Origin of the sequence: Rhizobium sp. NXC14 (genome assembly GCF_002117485.1) — a bacterium.
Taxonomy (GTDB): domain Bacteria; phylum Pseudomonadota; class Alphaproteobacteria; order Rhizobiales; family Rhizobiaceae; genus Rhizobium.
Genome location: NZ_CP021031.1, coordinates 238,697 through 262,347, shown reverse-complemented (window position 1 = coordinate 262,347; position 23,651 = coordinate 238,697). Strand labels below are relative to the sequence as shown.

Below are 23,651 nucleotides of genomic sequence, written 5' to 3'. Positions count from 1 at the left end.
CAGCATGAACACAGTCCTGACCTCGGACCGTCTCCTGGTCGTTCGCAACGGCGACGCCGTAAAATGGCTTGAGCTGCTAAAGGAAGCACTGACCGCGGACGGAGTAATCCCCTATCTCGGTCCGGATCTCCTCCGGCTGCAATCCACGGAACCCCCTGTACCGCACACCCCGCAAGCCGTTTCCGCCGCACTCAACACACGTACACCTGCCCCTTCCAGGATACGTAGCAATATGTGGTCAGTCGCGCAGTTCATCGAACAGCGGCGGCATCGCAAGACACTTCAGACTTGGATGGCGGAAATATTTGGAGCGCCCGTGGCGCCGACCGCTCTTCACGACTGGCTCGCAACGCTGCCGCTCTCCCTTATCGTCGACGGCTGGTACGACGGGACAATGCGTGCGGCCTTCGCCAAGACCGGCCGAACGGACGTCGTCGAGATACAAGGGGTGGCGCGCGCAAACAGCGTCGGCGATATTTGGACGAAAAACTACGATCTTTCCGGGAGGAACGTCGAACCCGCGCCCGTGGCAAGGACGGTCCTCTATACGCCGCATGGCAGTGTTAGGCCAGCCGCAAACTTTTTGGTGTCCGATTCCGACTATGTCGAAGTCCTAACCGAAATCGATATCCAGACGCCGATCCCTGAATTGGTAAAGAAACGACGGAGGGATCGTGGTTTTCTTTTCATCGGCTGCCGCTTCGACGATCAGATGCTCCGAATCTTCGCTCGGCAGATCATAAAGCGCTCCAGCGGCCCACATTTTGCAGTGCTTGATGCAGAAAGTCTGACCAAAAACGAACGCCGTTTCCTTGCAGCGAGCTCAATCACAGTTGTCGACCTGCCGATGCGCGAAGCCGCGGCTTTGCTTGCCCCATATGGCAGTGAGGCAGAGAGTGGGCAGAACCATACAGCGGCGGCCGGCGCGCATCCCTGTAGCCGCTAGAGCCGGACGAAGGCAAAAGTCGATCCGTTGCAAACAAAGGTCGGCTGATGGACTGCCACAAACAAACAGAAGCCCGAGGCCTGAATGTCTAAGGGCTAGTGATGGGCGCTATTTGGCGACCCTGCAGCAGGGTCGTCCCAGGCGTTGGCACCCCCCGCAGCTTTGCGGGGAGTGCCGACAAGCGCTTCGCAATGATAAGCTCCCCATTCGGAACCTTCCGTCAGCCAAGTTGAGCCATAATTTCGGATTGAATGGTGGCTGCGGTATATAGGGAAGCGTCCAGCGGCAGGCTCCCGAACGCTAGTTGACACAGAAGGTAGTTCGCGCCGGCCTCTTCCAGCTGATCAAGAAGAGTTTGTCGCACCGAAGCCGCTGTTCCTGCCACGCATAATTCACTTTCGACCGCCTCGTCAAAAGTCAGCGGCAGGTTAGGAGGAGTCTGGAGTTCGTTGAGATCATAAAGAAACTTAAAACTATTGAGCCAATGTTCGTAAGCAGACGCTGCGAGCGAACAGGCATGCAGTTCTGAAGCTCCGATCACGACCATGCGGAGCAACCCACGAAATGGCGCTTGATCGCCAGCGTCCGCATCGTGCTGTTGATAGGCGCGGAAAGCGTCAGTAACTTTGCGGACGGAAGAGGAAGGTCCGACGCAGGCAATATTCGCACCATGTGCAGCCGCCCAGCGAGCTGACTCGGGCCGGTTGGTCGCGATCCACGTCGGCGGATGGGGACGTTGATGAGGTCCTAGCGTCAGAGGAATGCTGCTCAGCTCAAAATGCTCGCCTTTATGGGACAGCGTGCCGCCTTTCATCGCATTTAAAAGGATTTCACTCGCTTCCGCGTAGCAGCCTGGCGCCGCGTCCGCACCAATCCCGAAATAACCCAACTCGGCCGAGAAAGAGCCGCGCCCTATTCCGAGCTCGACCCTACCGCCGCTCAAATTGTCCAGCATGCAGATTTCTTCAAACGCCCGCAGCGGATGATAAAGTGGCAGCAGCATGACCAAGGGTCCGACACGAAGCCGGCGCGTACGCTGTGCGACGCTTGATAAAAACAGATTTGGCGATGGCCCCCTCCCATGCGGGGTGCAGTGGTGCTCGGCGAGGTGATACGCATAAAAACCGAGGTCATCGCATACCTCTGCTAACCTTAGACGATCTGAATATTGTTCGGCGATGTCGCAGCCGTTCTCATCCAGATGATCGAAGATGCCGAAGGTTAGATTTGAAGGGGCGTTTGCCATTCGATGTCTCCAAGTATTTGGACCAAAAAACCTAGGTCCAGGCGATCAAAATGTGGCTTCGATCACGGTTCGCCGCGTGAGGACTTGCGATTGATGCACCGCGGACAACCAGTCCCAGACAATGGCCGCGTCGACCTCGTGCTGTGCGGAGATCTCAGTCCGACAATGATCTTGGCTGTATGATGTGTTTGCCGACAAGCGGCGACCAGCGGTATTTAACCGGCCGGCGCTACAGGCTTTCAGAAATATCCCTGACCGCTGAAATGAACGTGTCCATTTGCGTTCTCGTACCGATGCTGACGCGGATATAATTTTCCAAGCCGTCATCGGGAAAGACGGCTACAAGTATATTGCGCCTATCCAAAGACGCTTGCCACCATTTGCCATCTTGTCCCGGTGGCACGCGCGCAAGCAAAAAATTGGTGTGGGAAGGGATCACAGAAAATCCGAATTGAGACAAGGCGGTGGTTGCTCTCTGTCTTTCATGCTTAATATATCTGTGGTTCTCGTCGTAGTCGGCGCGGTGCGAAAGGATACTGATGCCCACCGCATGGCCGATCAGGTTCATGTTGAAGACATTTTGCAGATTGCATAGCCTCCCGATAAGCTCAGGATGACCAAAGCCGAATCCGACCCGAATTCCCGCGGCGGCGTACCCTTTCGAAAACGTTCGCAATATCAGGAGGTTGGAATGGCGATCCACAAGGCGAAGGGCATCATCGGGCGCAAAGTCGACATACGCTTCATCCACCACTATCAATCGGTCGGATTGATCGACCAAGCGGTCGATTTCGGCCACCGGAACGAATGTTCCAGTCGGATTGTTCGGATTGGCCAGCAGGATGAATTTCGCATCTTTTGCGGGACCGAGAAGCAATTGCTGTATCGGCAGCGAATAAGAGTCGCCCCATCCAACTTCGAGAAATCGAGCACCCTGCAACATGGCAAGTTTGCGGTTGAAGGAAAAACCCGGCGACACCATCGCCACGCTATCGCCCGGAGATAGAAAAGCTCTGTAGATGAGCCCCAGCAGTTCAGACGATCCATTGCCGGCGATCACCTGATCCTGGGAGAGGCCATAGGCATTGGCGGCTGCGGCCCGCAGGCTCAAATTGTCATCTTCGGGATACATATAATGCCGCTCGAGGGCCGAAAGGGCGCTTTGCATCACCATCATCGGTAACGGAAATGGATTCTCGTTCGTGTTCAGTTTAACGCAATTGGCATCCGGCGCCGATTGACTTGTTGGCACCGCATTCAACTGTGTCGCCACCTGCGTAAGCGCCGAAATCACGCTTTGCAGTTTTGCATCAGACATATCTTTTCTCCGTTTCAGTTAGCCGACCCATGAGGACGTGATCGGCTGTCTCCTGCTGAAGCCCATCTGGGCCTCGGACGTTCGAGCCGCCCGGGTGGGGCGACAATGAACATCCCGTCGTTAGATAGCCCGGGACCGCCGTGGCCGCCTCAAGCCTTCGCGTTAAAGCTCATTTCCCTCCTTTCGCCTGTCCAGGAACTGTTCGATCCTGAGCGCCAGCGCCGCGGGATCGTGCCCAACCGTTTCGAGATGCAGTTCAGGGCCCTCGGGCCTCTCGTAAGGCGACGATACGCCGGTGAAGTTCGCAATCTTGCCCGCAAACGCCTTCTCGTAGAGGCCTTTTGGATCACGCCGCGCGCACTCGTCGAGCGGCGTGTCGACGAAGATCTCGATGAACTCATCCTCCTCCATCAATTCGCGCGCCATGCGCCTCTCGTCGCTGAACGGCGAAATCAAGGAAACGAGAACGATGAGGCCCGCGTCAGCCATGAGCTTGGCAACCTCTGCTACCCGCCGGATATTCTCAACGCGATCGGCTTCGGTGAAGCCAAGGTCCCGGTTCAGTCCGTGGCGCACATTGTCGCCGTCGAGCACATAGGTGTGTTTGCCGCGGGCGTGCAGCAGACGGTCGAGCGCGTTGGCGATCGTTGATTTTCCCGATCCGGAAAGGCCCGTGAACCACAGGACCGCGGGCCGCTGGCCCTTGGCCGCAGCGCGCGAGCCTTTGTTCACGTCGGTTGCCTGCCAATGCACATTGTCGGCGCGCCGGAGCGGGAAGTCGATCATGCCGGCGCCGACCGTTGCGTTGGTCGCCCGGTCGACAAGGATGAAATTGCCCGTCGACCTGTTTTCCTTGTAGGCGTCGAAGGCGATCGGCGCCTGTGTCGAGATGTTGCAGACACCGACCTCATTCATCTGCAGCGATTTCGCCGCCTCTCGGGCGAAGCTGTTGATGTTGACCTGGTGCTTCAGCGCCGTGACCGTTGCGCTAACACTGTCCGTTTCCGTCCGCAGAATGTAGCTTCGCCCGGGAAGCATGGGGTTAGCGCCGAACCAGATGACATGTGCCTGCAACTGGTCCGCCACAAACGGTCTTGATGTGGGTGCTACCAGCATGTTGCCGCGCGAAGCATCGACTTCGTCCGTAAGCACAAGTGTCACGGCCTCGCCCTCAGCGGCGACGGCCAAACTCCCGTCGGAAGTCACGATCGCCTTGACTGACGAACGCTGCCCGGACTTTGCAACAACGACCGGATCCCCAACAGAGATTCTGCCGGAAGCCACTTGCCCGGCATATCCGCGAAAATCCGCATTGGGCCGCACCGCTAGTTGGACCGGAAAGCGGAACGGCCTTTCCTCAACGGGTGGGTCGAGTTGCACCGTTTCGAGATATTCGAGAAGTGCTGGCCCAGTATACCAGGGTGTGTCCTTTGATGCAGAAATGACGTTGTCGCCGAACCGCGCCGAGATCGGGATGGGCTGGATGCTGGCAAAGCCCAGTGTCTTTGCAAAGAGCATGTAGTCCACGGCGATTTCGTCGAAGACCGATTGCCGGAAGTCGACGAGGTCGATCTTGTTAACCGCCAGCACGACATGGCGAATGCCGAGCATCGAAGCGATATAGGAGTGACGCCGCGTCTGCTGGAGGATCCCCTGGCTGCTGTCTATCAAGATCACAGCCAGGTCGGCTGTTGAAGCGCCGGTCACCATGTTGCGCGTATACTCCTCATGGCCGGGAGTGTCGGCTACAACGAACTTTCGTTTCGCCGTGGCGAAGTAACGGTATGCGACGTCTATAGTGATGCGCTGTTCACGCTCCGCCTCGAGCCCATCGAGAAGCAGGGCCAGGTCGATCTCCCTCCCGTTGCCGGCACCGATGCGACCGAGATTTGCCAACTGATCCTCGAAGATCAGCTTTGCGTCGTAAAGCAAGCGTCCGATCAGCGTTGACTTGCCGTCATCGACCGAGCCACACGTGATGAACCTCAGGATCGACTTTTTGTCGTGCTCGGTAAGATGTGCCTCGTTGTCATGCGGCGGCACCGTTTGAAGATGCGACATCAGAAGTACCCCTCCCGCTTTTTTTTCTCCAGCGCCCCGGCTTCGTCCAGATCGATCAGGCGACTCTGCCGTTCCGATGTGCGCACCGTCAGCATTTCCCGCAAGATGTCCGGAACCGTGGCAGCGTCGGATTCAATTGCGCCTGTCAGCGGATAGCAGCCGAGCGTGCGGAAACGGACCAGGCGTTCCGTAATCTCTTCTCCAGGCTGAACTGGCATTCGGTCGTCATCGACCATGATCAGCACGCCACCGCGCCGCACCACCGGCCGGCGTGCCGCGAAATAGAGCGGTACGATCGGAATGCTCTCTCGCCGGATATATTGCCAAATGTCGAACTCGGTCCAATTGGAAAGCGGGAAGACCCGCATCGTTTCGCCCTGCCCGACGCGCGTGTTATAGGTCTTCCACATCTCGGGCCGCTGATCCTTCGGATCCCAGCCATGCTGCGCGTTGCGCATCGAGAAAATGCGCTCCTTTGCCCGCGACTTCTCTTCATCGCGCCTCGCTCCGGCGAGTGCTGCGTCAAAACCGTATTTTTTAAGCGCCTGCCTGAGCGCAATCGTCTTCATGAAATGGGTGTGGACGTTGGACCCGTGGGTGAAAGGCCCGATTCCCTGATCGATCCCGTCCTGATTGACGTGCACCAGAAGGTCGAACCCTACTTCGCGCGCTGTCCGGTCACGAAACTCGATCATTTCCCGGAACTTCCATTTGGTGTCGACGTGCAGGAAGGGGAAAGGTGGTTTGGCCGGGTAGAACGCCTTCGTCGCCAGATGCAGCAAGACCGACGAGTCCTTGCCGATGGAATAAAGCATCACCGGGTTGGAAAACGTTGCAACGACTTCTCGAAGCACATGAATTGCTTCCGCTTCAAGACGTTGGAGGTTACCATGCGACATATGATGTTTATCCCTTTGAGACGAATTCGTCATCAATCTCAAAGAATCTCGCATAAGGTCCGTCTGCAAAGTGACGGCGCAACGCGTCGAAATTCTCTACCGTTTCGTCCAGCGGCCGCCATTCCTGGCGCTGAAGGATCGCGCGGCCAGAATGCTGAAGCGATGGAGCGCCCAGAAAATCCCAAATTGTTTCCAAGCATGCGGCCGGTTCACTAAGGAGCCTCTCGTACTCGATCTCGAGCAAGCTGGCCGAAGCGAATGACTGCTCGACGCGAATGTGGAAATCCTCGGCGGCATTAAAGTAGGCCTCGCAGGAGGCGATGGGCAGTTTTACCCGTGGCGGCGGTGCCGCATCATCATCCGAAGTGAACTTAAGCCATTGCCGGCTTTGCCTTGCCTGCTCCAGCGACCGCAGGGACTCCAATGTATTTCGCCGGTACAAGAAAATGACCTTGAGCCCTGGCCAGCGGGCGAGCTCGTCAAAAAAGCCCGGGCGTTCTATAAACTGAGGCTCGTTGATCTTGCACCCAACATGCGTCACCTTCTTGTCGCTACGTCTCGGGAAGCGCAAGTAGGCGAGCTCGAGGAGCTCACGATGGCTCCGTAACAGGCGATCCTTATCGGGCCAATTTGTATCATAGGTGTTAAGTAACTCGCCATTGCTCAACACGTTCGGATGCTCATTTAGCAAAGCTTCGAGATAGTGCGTTCCAGTCCTCGGCATCCCAAGGATCACAAATGGTTCAGGTGACAGTGCGGAATGGGTCATTGCTTGTGTTCTCAACATTGTTCGCGAAGGTGCGTGCGGCGCCCAGCACTAGAATTCTCTTGTCGCGCAGAGCGGCGCGAGTTCATAACGCGCGGCTTTCTTCTGACAATTTTCAAATAAAGGTTACGGATCAAGGGGCGGCGTCATTTTGCATGAGGAAGCAGCACCGGTTCATGGCGACGCGTTCCATGCGCTGCAAGGTCGATCGCTTCCATGCAGGACTTCCTTGCACGCTTGCGATTGCTGTGCTGCAGTTGCTGTATGACGGTGGCGCCTGCCCCCAAGGAAGCGCGGGGCTTCTCACGAAAAAGCTGTCCGCCAGGCCGATGCCATCTTCCTGAAACCAGTTCCCGATATAAAGCTCCTCGGGTCGAACTGTCCCGACGCGGGCTGGCACAGCGTACATTTCTGCGGCATCAACAAAATTCATGCTCGCCTCCAGGGCTGCGCCCAATTGCCAGAGCCCGGCCTCCGTGGTCTGCTCCTTGCAGTTCACGGTGCCCAGGCCCCGCATGCTTATGTTGAGGCCGCTGCGGCCTGGTTCGCGAGACTGCATCGCGCGTCTCCTTCTTGTATCGGCGACGTCAAGGCATCAGACGCCGGCGAAACAGAGCCGCCGACAGGAAGAAGGGCAGTACTGCGTAGGAGCAGAGCGCACCGATATGGAGGCCGATGTTACCAGCCGGACGGCCAAGCAACGCCGGACGAATGAGGTCGATTGCATGTGCCAGCGGCAGGAAATGTGCTGCCTGCTGAAAAACGTTGGGCAATTGGGCGACCGGAAATACGGCGCCGCACAGGAACAACATAGGCGTGAGGACGAGCGTTTGGTAAAAAACGAAGTAGTCGTAGCTGGGAGCAAGCGCAGTGATGACCATTGCCAGACTAGCGAAGGCTAACCCAGTAAGCGCGATGACTGGCAGCGCGTAGAGGATGGACGGCCACGCAGCATAGCCCAGCAGTGTGGCAACAACTGTAATTCCCGCGCCCGCGAGAAAGGCCTTTGTGGCTGCCCACGCCAATTCGCCGAGAACGATATCGCCAAGCGTAAGCTGCGTGTAGAGGATTGCTTCCCATGTGCGCTGAGCGTGCATACGAGCAAACGCCGCGTAAATCGTCTCGAATGTCGCGGCGGTCATCGCGCTTGTCGCGACCATGCCGCCCGCCAAAAATGCCACATACGAGGTGCCGTCAATACGACCAACAACCACCCCGAGGCCAAAGCCGAGACCAAACAGGTAGATCATAGGATCGGCAAGATTACCGAGGATGGACGCAAGCGCAACCTTCTTCCACGCCAGATAGTTGCGGCGCCAGACCGCAATCCAATTCCAGGGGTTGGCGGGCAGGGCCGCAGCACACAGTTCACGCATTCTTCATTTCTCCATCTCGCGCCCGGTCAGCCGCAAAAAAACATCCTCCAGATTCGGCGGACGCTGCAGAAGGCGCAATCCCGCATGCCCGCGCAGTCGCAGGCGCACCCGCTCCGGATCGGGTGCATAACAAAAGAGAGTCTCGCCGCTCACCTCGGTGCGCTGCGCATACGGGCTGATGAGCGAATGCAGTTCATGCGGATTGCCGCCATAGATCTCGATGACCTGGCACCCGATCTGCTCGTCGATCAGCGCATGAGGACGGCCTTCAGCGATCTTGCGGCCTTTTTCAAGGACACACAGCCGATCGCACAACCGCTCGGCCTCTTCCATGAAGTGGGTCGTCAAGATAATCGTCTTGCCGCGCGCCAAAAGCGAGCGCAGGCGCTCCCAAATCAGGTGGCGCGCGTGTGGATCGAGACCGGTGGTCGGCTCGTCCATGACAAGCAGCTGCGGATCGTTGATCAGCGCTCGCGCCAGCGTCAGGCGCCGCTTCATGCCGCCGGACAATTCGGAGACGCGCGCATGCGCTTTGCTCTCGAGGCGGGCGAACTCGAGCAGCGACGGGATAATCGCTTCGACCTCGCGCTTGCTCATGCCGAAGTAGCGCCCGAACACCAGTAGATTCTCGCGCACGGTGAACTCAAGGTCGAGGTTGTCGAACTGGGGGACCACGCCGATGCGTGCGCGGGCCAAGCGAGCGCGAGCCGGCACCGGCACATCGAGCACCGTAATATGCCCTGCATCAGGCGATGTCATGCCGAGTACCATACGCGCAATCGTGCTTTTGCCCGCGCCGTTCGGTCCTAGCAGGCCGAAGCATTCTCCAGCCGCAACGCGGAACGACAGCCCATCGACGACTACCTTGCCCTCATATGTCTTGCTTACCCCGACGAGATCGATCGCTACCGTAGACATATGATCATCCAACCGTGGTGGTCACGTCGTGTGGCGATTGCTCAGTTATCTGAGTTCTCGTGAAGAGCTGGCCGTCGCACCATACGTGTCCAACACGTCCCCACTCGCATGCTGCAGCGGCATCAGGGAAAAAGCCACGTCCATGATAGTTGGCACTCGTGTTGCAAAGGAGCGGAATTCCAGTGATCTTTTCATATTCGATGAGCAGCTCGACGACTTTGTGTTGAGAGCTTCTGGATATTGTCTGCAGTCGGGCAGATCCGTCGAGATGTACAACAGCGGGGACTTTGTCCTGCCATTCCATTCGCGTCTCATGATCGAACAGCATGTATGGATCGGGCGTTCCAGGGCTGAAAATTTCCGGCGCACGATCCTCCAGGCATATCGGCGCTACGGGACGGAAGTGTTCGCGAAGTTTGATTTCGTTTAGAAAATCCTTCATTTCGGGCGAAGTGGCGGCTGCGAGAATGCTTCTACCTCCCAACGCCCTTGGTCCAAGCTCGGCGCGCCCGGAAAGGAAAACGACGGGCCTGTTGTCGGCGAGAATACGGGCTAGTTCCCGCATACTGCACGGCGCCGCCTCCCATCCGGTCGGGACGTGGCCACTTTGCAGGACCGGGCCACTGTAGACCGACCATTCAAGAGGTACGAAGCCTTGCTGCGCTACCATTGCGCTGCAAGCCGCGCCGATTGCAGAGCCGCTGTCATTCGGAAAAGGCGGCACCCAGACGGAATCGAAAAGGCCCGCCCCCCGCAGTGCGTTATTCCATTTGATATTGAGGCCGCAACCACCGGCAATGCATAAGTTTTGCTGTCCCGGATACGCATAGCGCTTCAAGGCGTTTGTCATTTCGCGGACGAGGAGACGCTCGAGAAAGAGATGAAACGACGCAAGCACATCTTCAGGCGCCTTTGCGGCCAATCGGGAGACGCTGGCGCCGAAAAAACAATGCACGGCCACAAGCGTCGACTCTGCGTTGTTGATAGCGGCGCGGTAACGTTGGGCAGGCTGGGTGTTGCCCGCAAAATGCTCATCGTAGAGCTCCTGGAACACCGCCACGATGTCTTCCTCAACCGACCCAAGGGCTATATAGGCCATCAACTTGCCGGCAATACCTAGATCCCAGCCTGCGCGGCTCGCCCGCTTATAAGGTCCGAAATAATGGCCTGCGGCAGCGTAGGCTTGGCCGATCACCGGGAACAGGCATTCGAGGAACCGTGCGCTGCGGCCATCCACATAATAGAGGCGCGGAAAGATGCAGCCATCCCACACCAAGCAGAACGCGGGTTGTCCGGCCTTCGCAAAGGGACTGGTGCAGTACGCGGAAGCCACGTGGCCCGTCACATGGGGATAGCTTTTGTAAGAAAAAACGCGGTCCTCAAGCATCAAACCGGAGCCCTCGAGGCAATCGAAAAGGCCCTCGAGATGGCGTTCAACATAAGGCGCCCCCTTAAGTGTTAGGGCGACCGCGCCACTGAGGACCTGGAACTGCGACTCGTCCTCACCGTCCCAGCCGTCGATGACAAACTGATCGACATCCGCGGCATTGAGACCGTGTTCTGCCAAAGCGGTGACAACGGCGTCGAGATTGTCGATCGCTTGATATCGCGGATTGTTATCCCGCTTTTCCTGCTCCACGCAGAAGACGAGACGTCCATCTTCGATAACGGCAATTGCCCCGTCATGGGTCAGCTTGATGCCACAGATGCGCATAATATCTCCAAGTCTAGCCCACAATTCCATTCATTGGGAATCGGCAACTGGCTTCCGGAAAAGGGAGAGCAGACAATCTTCGTTGATCGTTTCACCCCGGCACTCAAGACGCTCTACCTCCACCAAGGTTTCGTTCAGCATCGCGATGACCGTCTCGGCACCGGCAGCGTGACCCCAGCGCCGGCAACTGGCATCGCGTGCGGAGCCGAAGACCAGGTGTCCGCCTGGCGCGAGCAGCTGTACTATGTTGCCGACGGCCGCGCGCATTTCGGCTATGTCTCCGACATAGTAGAGAACCTCGGCCACCACGATCAGGTCAAACGGCTCGTCAGTCGAGAACTGTTGAATATCGGAGACAATCCAGCGGATGTGCGGCGGCTCCTTCATCCGTCGACGAGCGAGCGCGATCGCTCGCGGCACCACATCGATCACCGTGAGACGTTGGCAGGAGGGAGCTAGTCGTTCTGTGAATACGCCCGCAGCGCACCCTACTTCGAGTGCATTTGTGATAGGGCCTCGACCCAGAGACAATCGAAGCATTTGCGTGTGACGTTCCCGCTCAAACGGATTGCCGGCGAGTCGCCACGGATCCTCTGTCGCCAGTTCTCTACTCAATAATTCATGATTCATGTTCTGGGTCAAACTTGTCCACCTAGGTAAAATAACTGTCACTCGTCGCTGCAGACGACATCAGATGTCATAGGCCGCGCGGAATCGCGCGCGAGATTGAACCTGCGAAGCGGAGCCGACCGAACCGAGTACTCGGCAATGTTTGATGCAGCGATCGGTTGCGCGGGGGCCTGCTTTCCGCCCTTGTTTGATGCATCTGGAGTGAAGCCGCGCGACAGCCAATCGCTATTGCTCAATGTGCACAGCGCGTAGGCTTTCAGCGGCAAGAGGAGAAAAATATTGATGAACGTGTGCAGCGAAAAACCCAGAAACCGAAGCTGACGAGCACGAAAAGCCACCACGGTACAGCGTATAAACGTCATGGACACGATCATCAGGACTGTCCACCAAGGCACGGTGGCTGTCAGTGCTAGCTCTGCGAGCCCTGTCAGCACCGAGAGCGCGAGGAGTAGCGGGCCAAGATTCTGTCCGACGACGTCCAGTGTAAGATAGCGATCCAGGCTGGGCAGTAGGCGCAGCCCGAGCAGCGTGTCCCGGAAGGTGCTGCGTGCCCAGCGAAGTTGTTGGCGCAGATACGGCCCTAGTTTGTCCGGAACGACTGTAGCCGCGATAGCGCCTGGAACGTACTCGGTCCGAAATCCTGCCTTCAGCATGAGGATGGTGAGATGGCGATCCTCGCCGAAGTCGCTTGGCTTGCCCCGAAAAAATTGCGACTCGTACTGATCGAGCAGCGCAAGGAGCGCGGACCTGCGATACATGGCACATGGGCCGCAGCAGCACATAACGGCCCCGAAGTGAGCCTGTGCCGCACGCTCCTCGTTGCAGGCCAGCCAGTACTCCATATCGATCAACCGGGTCAACCAGGTGTCGCTCCGATTACTGGCCGTCAATTGCCCCATGGCCGCGCCGACCATTGGATCTTCCATCTTCGGCACAAGCCTTGCGATGACGTCGGGGGCAAGTATCGTGTCTGAGTCGACGTTCAGCACCAAATCTCCGGAGGAGCGGCGTATCGCGGCAATCTGAGCCTTGCGCTTACCAACGTTCTCGGGAAGCAGAATGATATTGACCCTGGGGTTGCGCGCGAAGCTGACATGTACAGATTTGACAGCTTCCCGATTTCTGGAACCGTCATCAACCACATAGATTTTAACTTCCCCGGCGTATTCCTGGTCTGCAATGGAAGCCAGACACTCCGAAAGCGTGTGTGGGTCTTCGTTGAAACAGGGGACGATGACATCGACACTCGGCAGCTGGCCGGAGCTGACCAAGTCCTCCGACGCTGATGAGCTGTTTGCCGGCACAGCGTAAACGACCTGCATGCTTTTATAAGCAGTCGAGAGCAGTGCATAGAGCGAGATGGCGACCGCGCTCGTTGTATCAAGCAGATTCATGGAATATTGCCTTCAATGGTCTCGAGGAAGCGCGCTGATGACAAACCCGCGGTCATGCAAAGCTGGAATGATCCGAGACAGCGCCGAGATGGTCTGGTAGCGCAGACTGGCGTCATTGCCCGGTTGCAACTCGCTGGGAGGGCAGCCGTCGTGCAAGAGAACAATTGCGCCCGGCCGGATGGAGTCGAGCACGGCACCGACAATCGCGTCCACGCCGGGGTTAGACCAGTCGCGCGGATCTACCGACCAGTGGACGGCGGTTAGTCCAGCGCTCGCCACCGTAATGAGCACGTCTTCGGTCCAGATCCCATACGGGGCGCGGATGTGCCGCACCGAGGCCTGTCGGGACGCGCTTTTGATCGCTCTGTTCGCGTCGAATATTTGACGTTGTACTTCGCTTGGTTCGCATATGGACAAGTCCGGATGCGTCATCGTGTGGTTAGCGACCTCGTGCCCTTCCGCGATTATTCGTTGGATCAGTTTTGGCTGATCTGCCGCGTACTCGCCAATGACGAAGAAAGTCGCCGGCACCCGGTATTCGGCCAGCACGTGAAGAACTTCAGGTGTAAAAATTGGATGAGGACCGTCGTCGAACGTTAAATAAACGCTAGGCCGGCCGGTGCCATCAGCGCACTCGCTTTGCACTTCGGACAAGTACTCGAGTTGTGTCATAGCTCTGGTCCGTTCCGATCGATCATCGTTCCGGTGGGCCAATCGGACATCGGCCGTCCAACTGGCAGAACGATGACAAGTGGATCCTCGACGCGCGTGGGCGGCTTGTCGAGACGCGCGTCGGGGAGAGTGGATCGCACGCGGATTCCCGACAAGACAGTCACCGGGCCGCGTCTGCCGAACCTTTCAACATGCTTCCGAAGCTCTGGCCGAACGGTACCAAAAGCGAATGGAACTTGAAGGTCCTGCAGTGTCGGAGACAAAGCATGGATTGAATGGGAGATCCCGAGCCCCTCAAGATTCGGACGTACCCCATATAAGCCTAGTTCGGCCACCAGCAGGTCGACTCCGGCAACCTTGATGAAACGGCGCAGCAATCCCATATGAGCCGCCACGCCACTTGAGTCATAGCCGATTGCCCGAAGCTCAGGCCTTGCTCCGGCCCAGCTTTGGCTCCCGCTGAACGGCTTTGCGTTGAAGACTCCAGTCGGCCCGTAGGTTTTCCGAAAGAACTCGGCAAGTTCGACATGGTCGGCGAGTTCCAGCTCGTTTTCCCAGCACAGCTTCCACCGCACCTCAGAGCGCATGCAAAGACCTCCTTGTTCTTTTTTCTTGCTGCTTTTTGAAGACCGCATTATGGGGCCGAAGCAGCGGTCAGTTCGCTGCGTGCCAGACACCGTCACCCGGGGTTCGCGATATTGGCCAAGTGAGATGATCGATCTTTCGACAGTGCTCGCGCCTGAAGTGACAAACTTGCTCAATACTTCCGACCTTCCTGAGCCACTCGCAATTTGTGTCGACTTACTTGTCTGGTAACCACCAAACTTGTCGGGTTATCGACATTTTTCCTATGCATCATCATGGGAGATTGGTAAAATTGATTGTTTGGATGGCATGTATCCATGCTGTGGATTGACCTGAACTTCATCATGCGCTCGACGCGCAGTGATGACCGCCCCGCAATGCCACTGCGGACGGACCATTGATTTAGGGCCAGTTGGCCGTCGTATGTGGCTTCCCCCGCTTAAGCGCCTATGTCGCCGATGAGCTGTCGAAGTGAATGCTGGAGAACCTGGCTTTACGCCACGTGCGCAAGGCTCGCCTCGGCCCCCGCAACGACGCGAGCGTTTCACCAAAAACCTCATGGAGAACCTAGGGCTGCCTTATTTCTTGACGCTGTCAATCCGGGTCCTGTTCGCCATCGACTGCAGAGGAGCGTGTAGACGCTCTTTTCGCCGCAGCATCGCCGCCATCGCCGCAGATCTCTTCTATGCGGCTCAGTAAGCTGAAAACATCCTGTAAAATCTCCTCATCGAAACTCCGCAACTTCACGATGGTAGCCAATAGCAACATCGCTTTGGTTTCAGTTTCCCCCCAAAGATGGGGTGCCGCCGGCGCGATGATCTCTTCCGGAGTTGCATCCAAAACCTCACAGACATGAATCAGTCGGCTCACGGTCAACCGGGAGACTCTAGTTTCGTACCGGCCGTAGACCTGTTCGCTGATGCCCAGCAGGGGCGCCAGTTTCGAGCGAGGCAGCCTTCGCTTATCGCGGGCTTCGCGAAGGCTGATGCTGATCAGTTTTTCGAGTTCGGCGCTCAGTGCAATGCGCCCGTCAAAAGGTTTACGATAGACCGGCTTGTCTATGCCCGGATCATCGACCTGTTTCAAACCGAGTTCATTAATCCATTGCTTCAATGATGGTCCTGACATTGCTCCGACTGAGGTTAATGCTGTGAAGCTCTTTATACGAAAAAGTGAGGTGCTTGGAACCATCAATATCAGGTTTTAGATCATCTTTGGCGCATTTCAGTCGGTCGGAACCTCGCTGACTTTGTATCGATTCGCTGATTCTACGTTATTTATCAATTGCATAACTGCCTGTCGCAGCGAGATTACATCGTGCGCAGATTAACGACTTGCGCCAAATTGGATACCAACGCATCTGTGGGGCTAAGTGAGAGTCGTTGTTGCAGTTCACTCATTCCAACCGCGGATGTCCGACGCATGACGGCAATCTTGATGTACCACATGGAGCACTTTCTATTCTCGGACACTCATCGACGACTGCGTCCGGTGCCTGTTGGACGTGATGCCACGATGACCGCCGTGTTGCCACATATTGACTGATCGAATCCAGGTAGACTGCCAAATTGCTGCTTACGCTGAGCTGAATATGCCATTTGTCCACGACGATTTTGGCATTTGGGGGTCGCGTGGGCCGCAAGCTTGTATGGGACATGCATTTGTGTCGTCACGATGCGCACCCTCTCTAGATAGGGCAGAGCTTGGAGCCCCCCCGTGCCTACCAATCCATGCTCGTCATAAGACAGAGTATGCTGCGTTCACCACGTTTGTCAGGGTACATCGACGCTGGCCTGAGAGCATCAGCTCATCAATGCCGAGCACAACCAGAGCAACAGCCTGACAGCCTGCAATTCGGGTGTCGGCGCCGGTTTTGCAATCTCACCCACCGTTCGCAACCCAACATCGCGTGCCACCTGAGCAAAGGCTCGTTCGATCGCTTGATCGGCAACGAGAGGGCACAGCGGCTTGTCATATCGAAGCCGCCGTTCGATGTCAGCCGAAATTTGTTTCAGTCACGGCAACTACAGCGTCGGACAAGAGCGATGATTAACGAACTGCTCTACCCTCGCCTTACCCGTGGCTCGATAGAGCGACATTTGGAACTCTGCACGCCTTCTCCGTACATGCCTCGGGGCGGGCACCGTAAAATTGCCTGGCTTGAAGAACTGACGCCAAGCAAAGCCATCCAACCACTTGGCTCGGACCACAGCGCGAACGTTGTTTGCTACGCCTCGATGGTCATCGACGCTTTCCGTGGGCTTCCAGGGCCCGGCACGCCCCCTCGTCGAGTACAAGCCAAATTGGATCGTCGCTTGCGCCTTGCACAAGCACCGCCAAGTCAAAATACTTTGTGAATCCAATATATAATAAGCAGCAGATCGAACGGTGGCGGCGGGCTGCGCTCTTACTAGCTCGCATTTTGCGCCAAATTGCTTTGCCGAGATATGTTTTCTCGTGTTCTATAGAACGGTTCCGACACAGAAGTCGGACTTGAAACGGAGATGACGAAACGACCAGAAAAAGAAAAACCGCTCCCGAAGAAATCCGGAAGCGGGTCTGTAAGAGAATAATTTAGCCAAAACCTTTCTCGCAGATCCATCCTTCCTTGTCAACAGAAAACACCATCTCGGTGAACGGCGGAGCTTTACCTGGTCCTCTACGGAGACGAGGGCATGGAAGATATCATCAGCTATCGACGACCGATAGGCCGCAGGATAACGCCACAACGAATCGAATTCTGCCGACGCGCGCAATCGGCAGAAATCGGAACAGTGACACGCGCTCAACTGGCAGTACTTGTTCAAAATCTGACCTGCACAGGAGTGATAAACGCGACGGAAAGCCATCTTTTACTGGCATTGGTCAACACCGCTCCCCCCGAGTCTTTCAATGAGTCTGGACGACCTATTGTGTTCAAGTCGAACAGGCAATTGGCCTTTGAGATCGGCCGTTCAGTCGGTCGGGTTAGCCGAATGCTCTCCCGTCTATTCGATGCTGGTTTGATAACGACGCAGGACAGCGGGAATTACAAACGATATCCGATCCGAAACGCTGATGGCGACATAACGGATGCGTGCGGAGTTGATCTTCGAATTCTGATCGTGCGTTATGCGGAGCTTCTTGAGCTCGTGAGACAGGCCCGTGCGGAAAAGAAGGCAGCTGAAGCCGCGCTTCGGCGCTATCGAGGAGCGTTGCGCAATACCCGTTATGCCCTGGCTGTTGCTGCTCATCTTGGCGCTGCAGAGCGCCAACGCGTCGCCGGTCGCATCGAGCGTATCAGCACTTACGTGAAAGTACCTGCTAAGGCGCCAAGCGAGTTGCTGCGCCGCGCTACGTTCCTGCTTGAGTGGACCATTGACCGGCTGATGCAGCTGACTCCTAAATATCAAGGTGAGCTCGGCGCTGAGAAATCGCCATGCGTGTATGCCGAAAACGGCATTCACAAACAGATTACACTCCCCTATCAATCTAAATGTAGTGAAGATGAGCAAAGTTTGGCTCGCCCCGAACGACCTAGGTTCTCGAAAGCTGGCTCCAGTAAAGGTGCGTTTGAAGAAAGCAGGCCAGACTGGCAGAACTCAGTCAACAAGCGCAATCACCGGCAAGCGCTGGTTTCTCTTCGAGATGTCTTGCGCGCAGCGCCGGCGCTTAGGGAACTCGGATACAAACCAAACACCTGGGCGGATCTTGTCCGGCTGACACCGGTGTTGTGCCGCTGCACCGGTATCTCAGAGGACGCCCGTCGCGGCGCTATCGAGAAGATGGGTGAGCCACAAGCCGCCGTGGCAGTAGCGATTACCTTAGAAAAAACAAATCGCCAGGAGGTCAGCTCGCCAAGCGGTTATTTGCGGGCAATGACTGAGCGAGCGGCCGTCGGCAAACTTTACCTTGCGCGGTCTGTTTTCGGACTCGCTGGCCGCAATTCCGAAGAGCAGAGCGTCGCGAGATCGGACACACAACTGCGTTCGCCGCATCTTTCTCGTATATTTCCTTCCACCGGCGATAATCTCCGCAGGCAGAACCAGAGAGATCGGCGACAACCACCGGCATCAGGGTTTCTGGTCACCGGCGCGGGGTGATCAGACGAAATTCACAGGTTTAAGGCTTGGGCTTGTGAGGTAGTGGGTGTCGATTGAGGCAACCGACGAAGACACGTGGGCTGTGACATCGAGCAAAGATCAGTACTGCCGGCTGTCGACCGACAGCTCCATATGACCTGGCTGAATCAACCCTGCTTCGTCACAGCCCTCTTTCGCTCTCGTTGTCAGCAGGGATCATTCGCTGCAAGAGCCGAATAAGATCGCGCCTCGTGTCGCTCGGAAGGCTTCTTAGAATCCGAGCCAAGGTTCGACAATCCTCGGCTTCCTCTGATGTGCGGCCCCAAAGGTGGGGCGCAACTTCAAAGATCATATCGATAGGCATAAAACCGAGAATCTCACACAGATGGATCATCCGGGTGACAGTCATTTTGGAAAATGCCCGCTCGTAGCGTCCGTATACAGGTATGGAAAGACCAAGCATCGGGGCAATGTCGGCGCGAGACAGGCCTCGAGCTTCGCGCATCTTCTTCAGAAATGCGCTGATCAATTCCTCCATATCCCCCAATGTTGTAATTTTGCCATCGAAACCCGGCTTTCGATAAATCGGCTTGTCAACCTCAGGATCGGTGGTGCTGACGAGGCCTCTTGAACGTCTGTAGCTTGCTAGATCTTCCGTCACCGCCCGTCCCTTTTCTCTGCCACTCGTGCTAGGTGTGCACCAGCTTGAACCGATTTGAACCAATTGTCACCGCCACACATCAGCTGCTTCTATACCTTTTCGGGTATCTTTTGACGCTATAGCAAATTTTTGAGGACTTAGCCAAATTGCTTCAGCAATGCAGGGAAAATCGGCCGGTCTCTCAAATCTGGAGACAACCGCAACCAATCAACAATTACATTGAATTTTCACCAAAATTAACATTTTGCTGCTCGTCAGGGCTTCAGTTGTATCTGACGGCGATATCGATCACCCTTGCGAATACGATCCACTTCGGTGTCTACTCATATCCCATTTGGCTAGCTCGGACGGCCCCGTCATCGCCTCAGGCTGCTCGTCAAGGGAGCCTTATCGGTTATCGCTCTGGTAATCCGCGCACGCCAATTTGATCTCCGAAACTCCGCCTCCCTCACTAATTGCGAGCCCGCCAACGGAACATAAGTGAAGCGGTGCCATGCGGTGCGGGCGCCAAGTCCCACGGAAGACCCGCGGTGCTGCGCATTGAGCAAGACCAACACCGCTAAGAAGGTCAGAGACCAGCGAGCCATGCCCACGGGATGTGGAGGGTTTACTGATTACGCTATTGAAATGGCGCGCGCGCAATACGACTCCACCCAAGGGGCGCAGATGTCTGAGTCATGGGCAATCGATTTATGAGGAAAAACCGCCTCCGAGCCCTGGTGCGCTTGCTCGCTGGGGGTTCGAAGGTGCGTTGAACCTCGATTCATCGGTCGTCAGGATCTGCTTTAGACAAGCTATGGGCCGATTCACGCGCGAGACCATACCCGGCCTCCTTCCTCGCCCGCCAATTTGCGAAGGATAGATACCCTGAAATTCGAAACCGCCGGGTAAAATACAAACTGCATCAGTCGCCACACCCTTGCTAGGCAATTTGATTTCCTTTGGCACGATGCTTGCTCGCCAATCCGCAGGCCGGATACCAAAACGTGGCAGCAATGCTCCCACCCGATCCGCCAACATACGAGGATAGCGGCCCGGACCGCGCTGGCGCGCTTCTGGTGCCACCACAAAATTTCACGCTCGGTCTAATCATTAACGGGAGAGAGCAAATGCTTATTGAACAAGCCGAATGCACTAACCTTCCCGCGTCATTCAATTGGGGTCACGCTGCAACGTCTCATGTACTATCCAAGTTCAAAAATGATCCAGGGACGCGCGATGGATTCCCGTGCATATTTGGACACAATTCTGTCAGAAGTGGCAACGTGCGCTTTCTGCTCGTGCCGTACAATGTCGACATATCCAAGTATGATTTTCACGTTCTTGCCAATGATTTGCGGTCGTACATCGATCAAGTTGATGTCAAATCCCTCCACGTGAGCAGGCACCGGCCTCTGCTGGTGCTCTTCGAGCCGGTAGCCATATTCACGACAGCCGATCAGTTCCAACAGGTATTCATCGAAGCGATGCAGTTTCTGCTCGACGTCGATCAGGAGGCTTGGCCAACAAACGTGTCCAAGGATCCCGACCACCATACGTGGACCATGTGCTTTCAAGGTTGTGAACTCTTCGTGAATGTCAGCCATCCGGCGCATGTTAACCGGAGAAGCAGAAACTTAGGCGATGGCTTAGCTTTCGTTATCAACCCGCGTAAGATTTTCGACATCGCCGCGCCGGATGATGCGAAAGGCAGGCGCGTCACCAAAACCATTAGGAACAACATCGACCTCTACGACGATGTCCCCCACAGCGCCTTGCTCGGGTCATACCTCCTAAGAGAAGCCCAGTGGCCGCAATACATGATCCCTGACAATAATGATTCACCACCCTTAAAGTGCCCATTGCGCTTCAAGTAGTGTGACGCATTAATGTCAGTTACTTTCCAAACTCCTCTTTCAAAATATCAACTCCCTCGGAGGCATTTGTGAGTGACCGAAAAGACGATACCGAAGGCCATCTTGGCGTCGTAACAGGTATGCTTCTGATAATTTCGGTAATACTTGGCTCAGGGATTCTTGTTCTTCCCGGTCTAGTATACGAGAAAATTGGGAGAGACAGCATCTATGCCTGGATCGGTTGCGCAGCGCTCTGCACGCCAATCCTTCTCACCATGATCATTCTGGCTGGTACGCATCCGAGCGCCGGTGGCGTTGCATATTATGCCAAACTTGCGTTCGGCCAATATGCAGAGCTGTTCGTGTCGCTACTATTTCTGGGCGCGACTGTATTGGGCTTGCCTTCGATCGCCATCGTGGGGGCAAGCTATTTGGAGAAGACAACTCATCTCGGCGTGGATATTCACGTCTTCGCTGCGCTTCTTATCTTACTTGCCGCAGGTTTCGCCTGCTCGAGTGGCGGGACACTTCGCAGTGTCGTAAACCTTGTCGGTGGAAGTTCATTGTTTATATTGTTGGCTATGCTTTTGGTTTTTCTTGTGCTCGAAACATGGGACAAAGACGTGCGGTTCGATCCACCCTCAAATTTCTCGGCAATCGCCAGCCAGGTTCCGCTGATTTTCTTTTCATTCACCGGCTGGGACATCGCCTGCCACTTGTCAGAGGATTTTCGAGAGCCAAAAGTGAACTTCGGGCGAGCGATGTTCTTTGCATTCATCGTGGTCTGCGGCGTGTATGTTGCTTCTGCAGCGATTGTGCAATTGGCGGAGATCAGGGCGAATTACAATACGCCGATGTATGAAGTTGGCTTCCAAGTCTTGCCATCTGCCCCGATCTGGCTGGTTCCCCTAATAGGTGTTTCACTGATCGCCGCCAATCTCTTCGGGTCAGTTATGGCAGTCTCGCGGCTTGTTGCGTATCTTTCGAGGAGGAATTTCCTCCCTGCAAACCTCAACGTTGAGCCTCGCAACAGTGTCTATGTCGTCACGGCCGCCCTCCTCCTCGTGCTGGCATGCGATCGAATAGGCGTTCTTAATATCGAAGTTATGTTCAGTTTGGCGGGAATGAACTTTCTTGCCATATACATATTATCGGCCCTTGCGTTAGTTAAACTACTCCAGACACAGATTTCCTCGCTGCTGGCTACGCTGATTATAGTCCCTTCTTTAGCGATTATGATGAGTGTTGTTTCATCTCTCTTATACATCGCGATCATTGCTCTATTGGCTTATTGGCTTGATCGAATTAGCCGGGGTGAGTGGTTCGAATGAAACACAAACTCGACAAAGAATACAGCGAGATCGCCTTCAATGAAGGCCTATTGCCTATCAAGGTAACACCATTCTACAAAACGAAAATAGAAGCCGAAGCCAGTGCGTTGGGTGAACCGGGGCCGCTTTGCCGAGTCGCATTCCCTTCGGAAGACAAAATTTCACTACGATCCCCCATCGAGGTCGATGATTTTGTAGGCGACAGGTCGAATACACTTGGCCACACCGGCACGATAATGAAGTACGCGAACCGAGTTCTTTTCATGGCGACTTCGCGCTGCTTCGGACACTGCCAGTACTGCTTTCGTACGAGTATGCTCGCAGGAAGTGCGGTAGCAGGCGGCTCCGAGATGGAAAACGAAAATCTCAGCCAACTACTCGATTTGCTTAGGGCCAATGCGAGTGTTACGGAAGTTATTTTATCGGGTGGTGATCCGCTGACGATACCTGGACCTCGGCTAGAATCGATCCTCGAAGGAATTTCATCTGTATCCACAGTGAAATCTATTCGAATTCATACTAGAGCCATAGTATATGAGCCGCGTGCTTTTACAGCGGAAAAGATGGTTCTGCTGGCCAAGCACAATGTCCGCGTCGTTTTTCACATCGCGCACCCATACGAACTCTGCGAGGTGGTGGCTGAAAAAATCTCGGAGCTTCGAGAGAAGAACGTCAGGCTATACAACCAATTTCCATTGCTGCGCAACATTAACGATCATCCTATGGTCCTCTACCGTCTGCTGGAAATTCTAGACGAGGTGGGCGTGCGCAATCTTTCAATCTTTATTCCTGATCCGATCTTCTTCTCTGCCGCATTTCGTGTGCGCCTGAGCCGCGTCTGGCAAATCGCTGATCAGCTTAGCCTCATTTCGCCATCATGGATAAATTCGACACGCTTCGTATTCGACTCGAGTCGCGGAAAAGTCAGACGAGAATATTACATAGGGAGGGACCCTGAAGCTGATATTGCCATCTTCATGCGAGGCAATGATCTAATCCGGTTTCCCGATTTTCCCGAACACCTCGATCTGCCGGGCTCGTTACCGAATATGCTGTGGAAGGAAGAGCGCTGAGCCCAGTACGTCGGTTGCTGTTGCAGCTTTTCTATTTTGCCAGTTGCAGGCCGCGAGCTTGCGAGTGACGTGGTCAGGCAGAGGCCACAGGTGATCCCGATGGCTGGCGGCAACTGGCTAGCTTCGCGAGCGTGAAGTTTATGTCGCCAACGAGGCCCATCACCG

General features: G+C 55.8%; 20 protein-coding genes. 5 read left to right on the top strand and 15 right to left on the bottom strand.

Features of this window, described 5'->3' with window-relative positions; genetic code table 11:
* Positions 1-4 precede the first annotated feature (4 nt).
* A complete protein-coding gene (locus tag NXC14_RS23090; protein ID WP_085780592.1) occupies positions 5-946 on the top strand; it encodes an SIR2 family protein in 942 nt (313 codons plus the stop codon).
* Positions 947-1,166: 220 nt separating this feature from the next.
* Here NXC14_RS23090 and NXC14_RS23085 read toward each other — a convergent pair whose 3' ends face one another.
* The 14 genes from NXC14_RS23085 to NXC14_RS23020 all read right to left on the bottom strand — a co-directional run bounded on the left by NXC14_RS23085 (position 1,167) and on the right by NXC14_RS23020 (position 15,638).
* Positions 1,167-2,192 carry an LLM class flavin-dependent oxidoreductase gene (locus NXC14_RS23085; protein ID WP_085780413.1) on the bottom strand — a complete coding sequence of 342 codons (1,026 nt, stop codon included), beginning with the start codon at positions 2,190-2,192 and terminating at the stop codon, positions 1,167-1,169.
* Between the two features lie 229 nt (positions 2,193-2,421).
* A complete protein-coding gene (gene hisC / locus NXC14_RS23080; RefSeq protein WP_085780412.1) occupies positions 2,422-3,510 on the bottom strand; it encodes a histidinol-phosphate transaminase in 1,089 nt (362 codons plus the stop codon).
* A gap of 162 nt (positions 3,511-3,672) precedes the next feature.
* Positions 3,673-5,571: a sulfate adenylyltransferase subunit CysN gene (cysN, locus tag NXC14_RS23075; RefSeq protein ID WP_085780411.1), complete on the bottom strand. Its 1,899-nt coding sequence runs from the start codon at positions 5,569-5,571 to the stop codon at positions 3,673-3,675.
* Positions 5,571-6,470 carry a sulfate adenylyltransferase subunit CysD gene (gene cysD / locus NXC14_RS23070; protein ID WP_244920079.1) on the bottom strand — a complete coding sequence of 300 codons (900 nt, stop codon included), beginning with the start codon at positions 6,468-6,470 and terminating at the stop codon, positions 5,571-5,573. The genes cysN and cysD overlap by 1 nt, the downstream gene beginning before the upstream one ends.
* 7 nt (positions 6,471-6,477) lie before the next feature.
* On the bottom strand, positions 6,478-7,239 hold the full coding sequence (locus tag NXC14_RS23065) for a sulfotransferase (protein WP_085780409.1): 762 nt from the start codon (positions 7,237-7,239) through the stop codon (positions 6,478-6,480).
* A gap of 130 nt (positions 7,240-7,369) precedes the next feature.
* Positions 7,370-7,795 carry a hypothetical protein gene (locus NXC14_RS23060; protein WP_085780408.1) on the bottom strand — a complete coding sequence of 142 codons (426 nt, stop codon included), beginning with the start codon at positions 7,793-7,795 and terminating at the stop codon, positions 7,370-7,372.
* A 28-nt stretch (positions 7,796-7,823) separates the two neighbouring features.
* Complete coding sequence (locus NXC14_RS23055) at positions 7,824-8,612, bottom strand: ABC transporter permease (protein ID WP_085780407.1); 789 nt, start codon at positions 8,610-8,612, stop codon at positions 7,824-7,826.
* A gap of 3 nt (positions 8,613-8,615) precedes the next feature.
* Positions 8,616-9,530, bottom strand: coding sequence for a nodulation factor ABC transporter ATP-binding protein NodI (gene nodI, locus NXC14_RS23050; protein WP_085780406.1), 915 nt, complete (start codon positions 9,528-9,530; stop codon positions 8,616-8,618).
* A gap of 4 nt (positions 9,531-9,534) precedes the next feature.
* The gene (gene nodU / locus NXC14_RS23045; RefSeq protein WP_085780591.1) at positions 9,535-11,244 is read right to left on the bottom strand and encodes a nodulation protein NodU; all 1,710 of its coding nucleotides are present in this window, start codon (positions 11,242-11,244) and stop codon (positions 9,535-9,537) included.
* 30 nt (positions 11,245-11,274) lie between these two features.
* Entirely contained in the window at positions 11,275-11,874 is a 600-nt protein-coding gene (gene nodS / locus NXC14_RS23040; protein ID WP_085780405.1) for a nodulation methyltransferase NodS, read from the bottom strand.
* Positions 11,875-11,912: 38 nt separating this feature from the next.
* Positions 11,913-13,268 (bottom strand): chitooligosaccharide synthase NodC, encoded by a 1,356-nt coding sequence (nodC, locus tag NXC14_RS23035; protein WP_085780404.1) that lies wholly within the window; start codon positions 13,266-13,268, stop codon positions 11,913-11,915.
* A gap of 12 nt (positions 13,269-13,280) precedes the next feature.
* On the bottom strand, positions 13,281-13,940 hold the full coding sequence (gene nodB / locus NXC14_RS23030) for a chitooligosaccharide deacetylase NodB (RefSeq protein ID WP_085780403.1): 660 nt from the start codon (positions 13,938-13,940) through the stop codon (positions 13,281-13,283).
* Positions 13,937-14,527: a NodA family N-acyltransferase gene (locus NXC14_RS23025; protein ID WP_085780402.1), complete on the bottom strand. Its 591-nt coding sequence runs from the start codon at positions 14,525-14,527 to the stop codon at positions 13,937-13,939. Before NXC14_RS23025 ends, nodB begins: the two co-directional genes overlap by 4 nt.
* Positions 14,528-15,119: 592 nt before the next feature.
* Complete coding sequence (locus NXC14_RS23020) at positions 15,120-15,638, bottom strand: helix-turn-helix transcriptional regulator (protein ID WP_086083895.1); 519 nt, start codon at positions 15,636-15,638, stop codon at positions 15,120-15,122.
* A 1,562-nt stretch (positions 15,639-17,200) separates the two neighbouring features.
* On the opposite strand from NXC14_RS23020, the gene repC reads away from it, so the two are divergent.
* A complete protein-coding gene (gene repC / locus NXC14_RS23015; protein ID WP_085780400.1) occupies positions 17,201-18,607 on the top strand; it encodes a plasmid replication protein RepC in 1,407 nt (468 codons plus the stop codon).
* 160 nt (positions 18,608-18,767) lie between these two features.
* Here repC and NXC14_RS23010 read toward each other — a convergent pair whose 3' ends face one another.
* Positions 18,768-19,247 (bottom strand): helix-turn-helix transcriptional regulator, encoded by a 480-nt coding sequence (locus NXC14_RS23010; RefSeq protein WP_085780399.1) that lies wholly within the window; start codon positions 19,245-19,247, stop codon positions 18,768-18,770.
* A gap of 995 nt (positions 19,248-20,242) precedes the next feature.
* Here NXC14_RS23010 and NXC14_RS23005 point away from each other — a divergent pair.
* From NXC14_RS23005 to NXC14_RS22995, 3 genes are all read left to right on the top strand, one after another.
* Positions 20,243-21,103 (top strand): YqcI/YcgG family protein, encoded by an 861-nt coding sequence (locus NXC14_RS23005; RefSeq protein ID WP_085780398.1) that lies wholly within the window; start codon positions 20,243-20,245, stop codon positions 21,101-21,103.
* 68 nt (positions 21,104-21,171) lie between these two features.
* Complete coding sequence (locus tag NXC14_RS23000; protein ID WP_085780397.1) at positions 21,172-22,413, top strand: amino acid permease; 1,242 nt, start codon at positions 21,172-21,174, stop codon at positions 22,411-22,413.
* Complete coding sequence (locus NXC14_RS22995) at positions 22,410-23,486, top strand: radical SAM protein (protein ID WP_085780396.1); 1,077 nt, start codon at positions 22,410-22,412, stop codon at positions 23,484-23,486. The genes NXC14_RS23000 and NXC14_RS22995 overlap by 4 nt, the downstream gene beginning before the upstream one ends.
* Positions 23,487-23,651 lie beyond the last annotated feature (165 nt).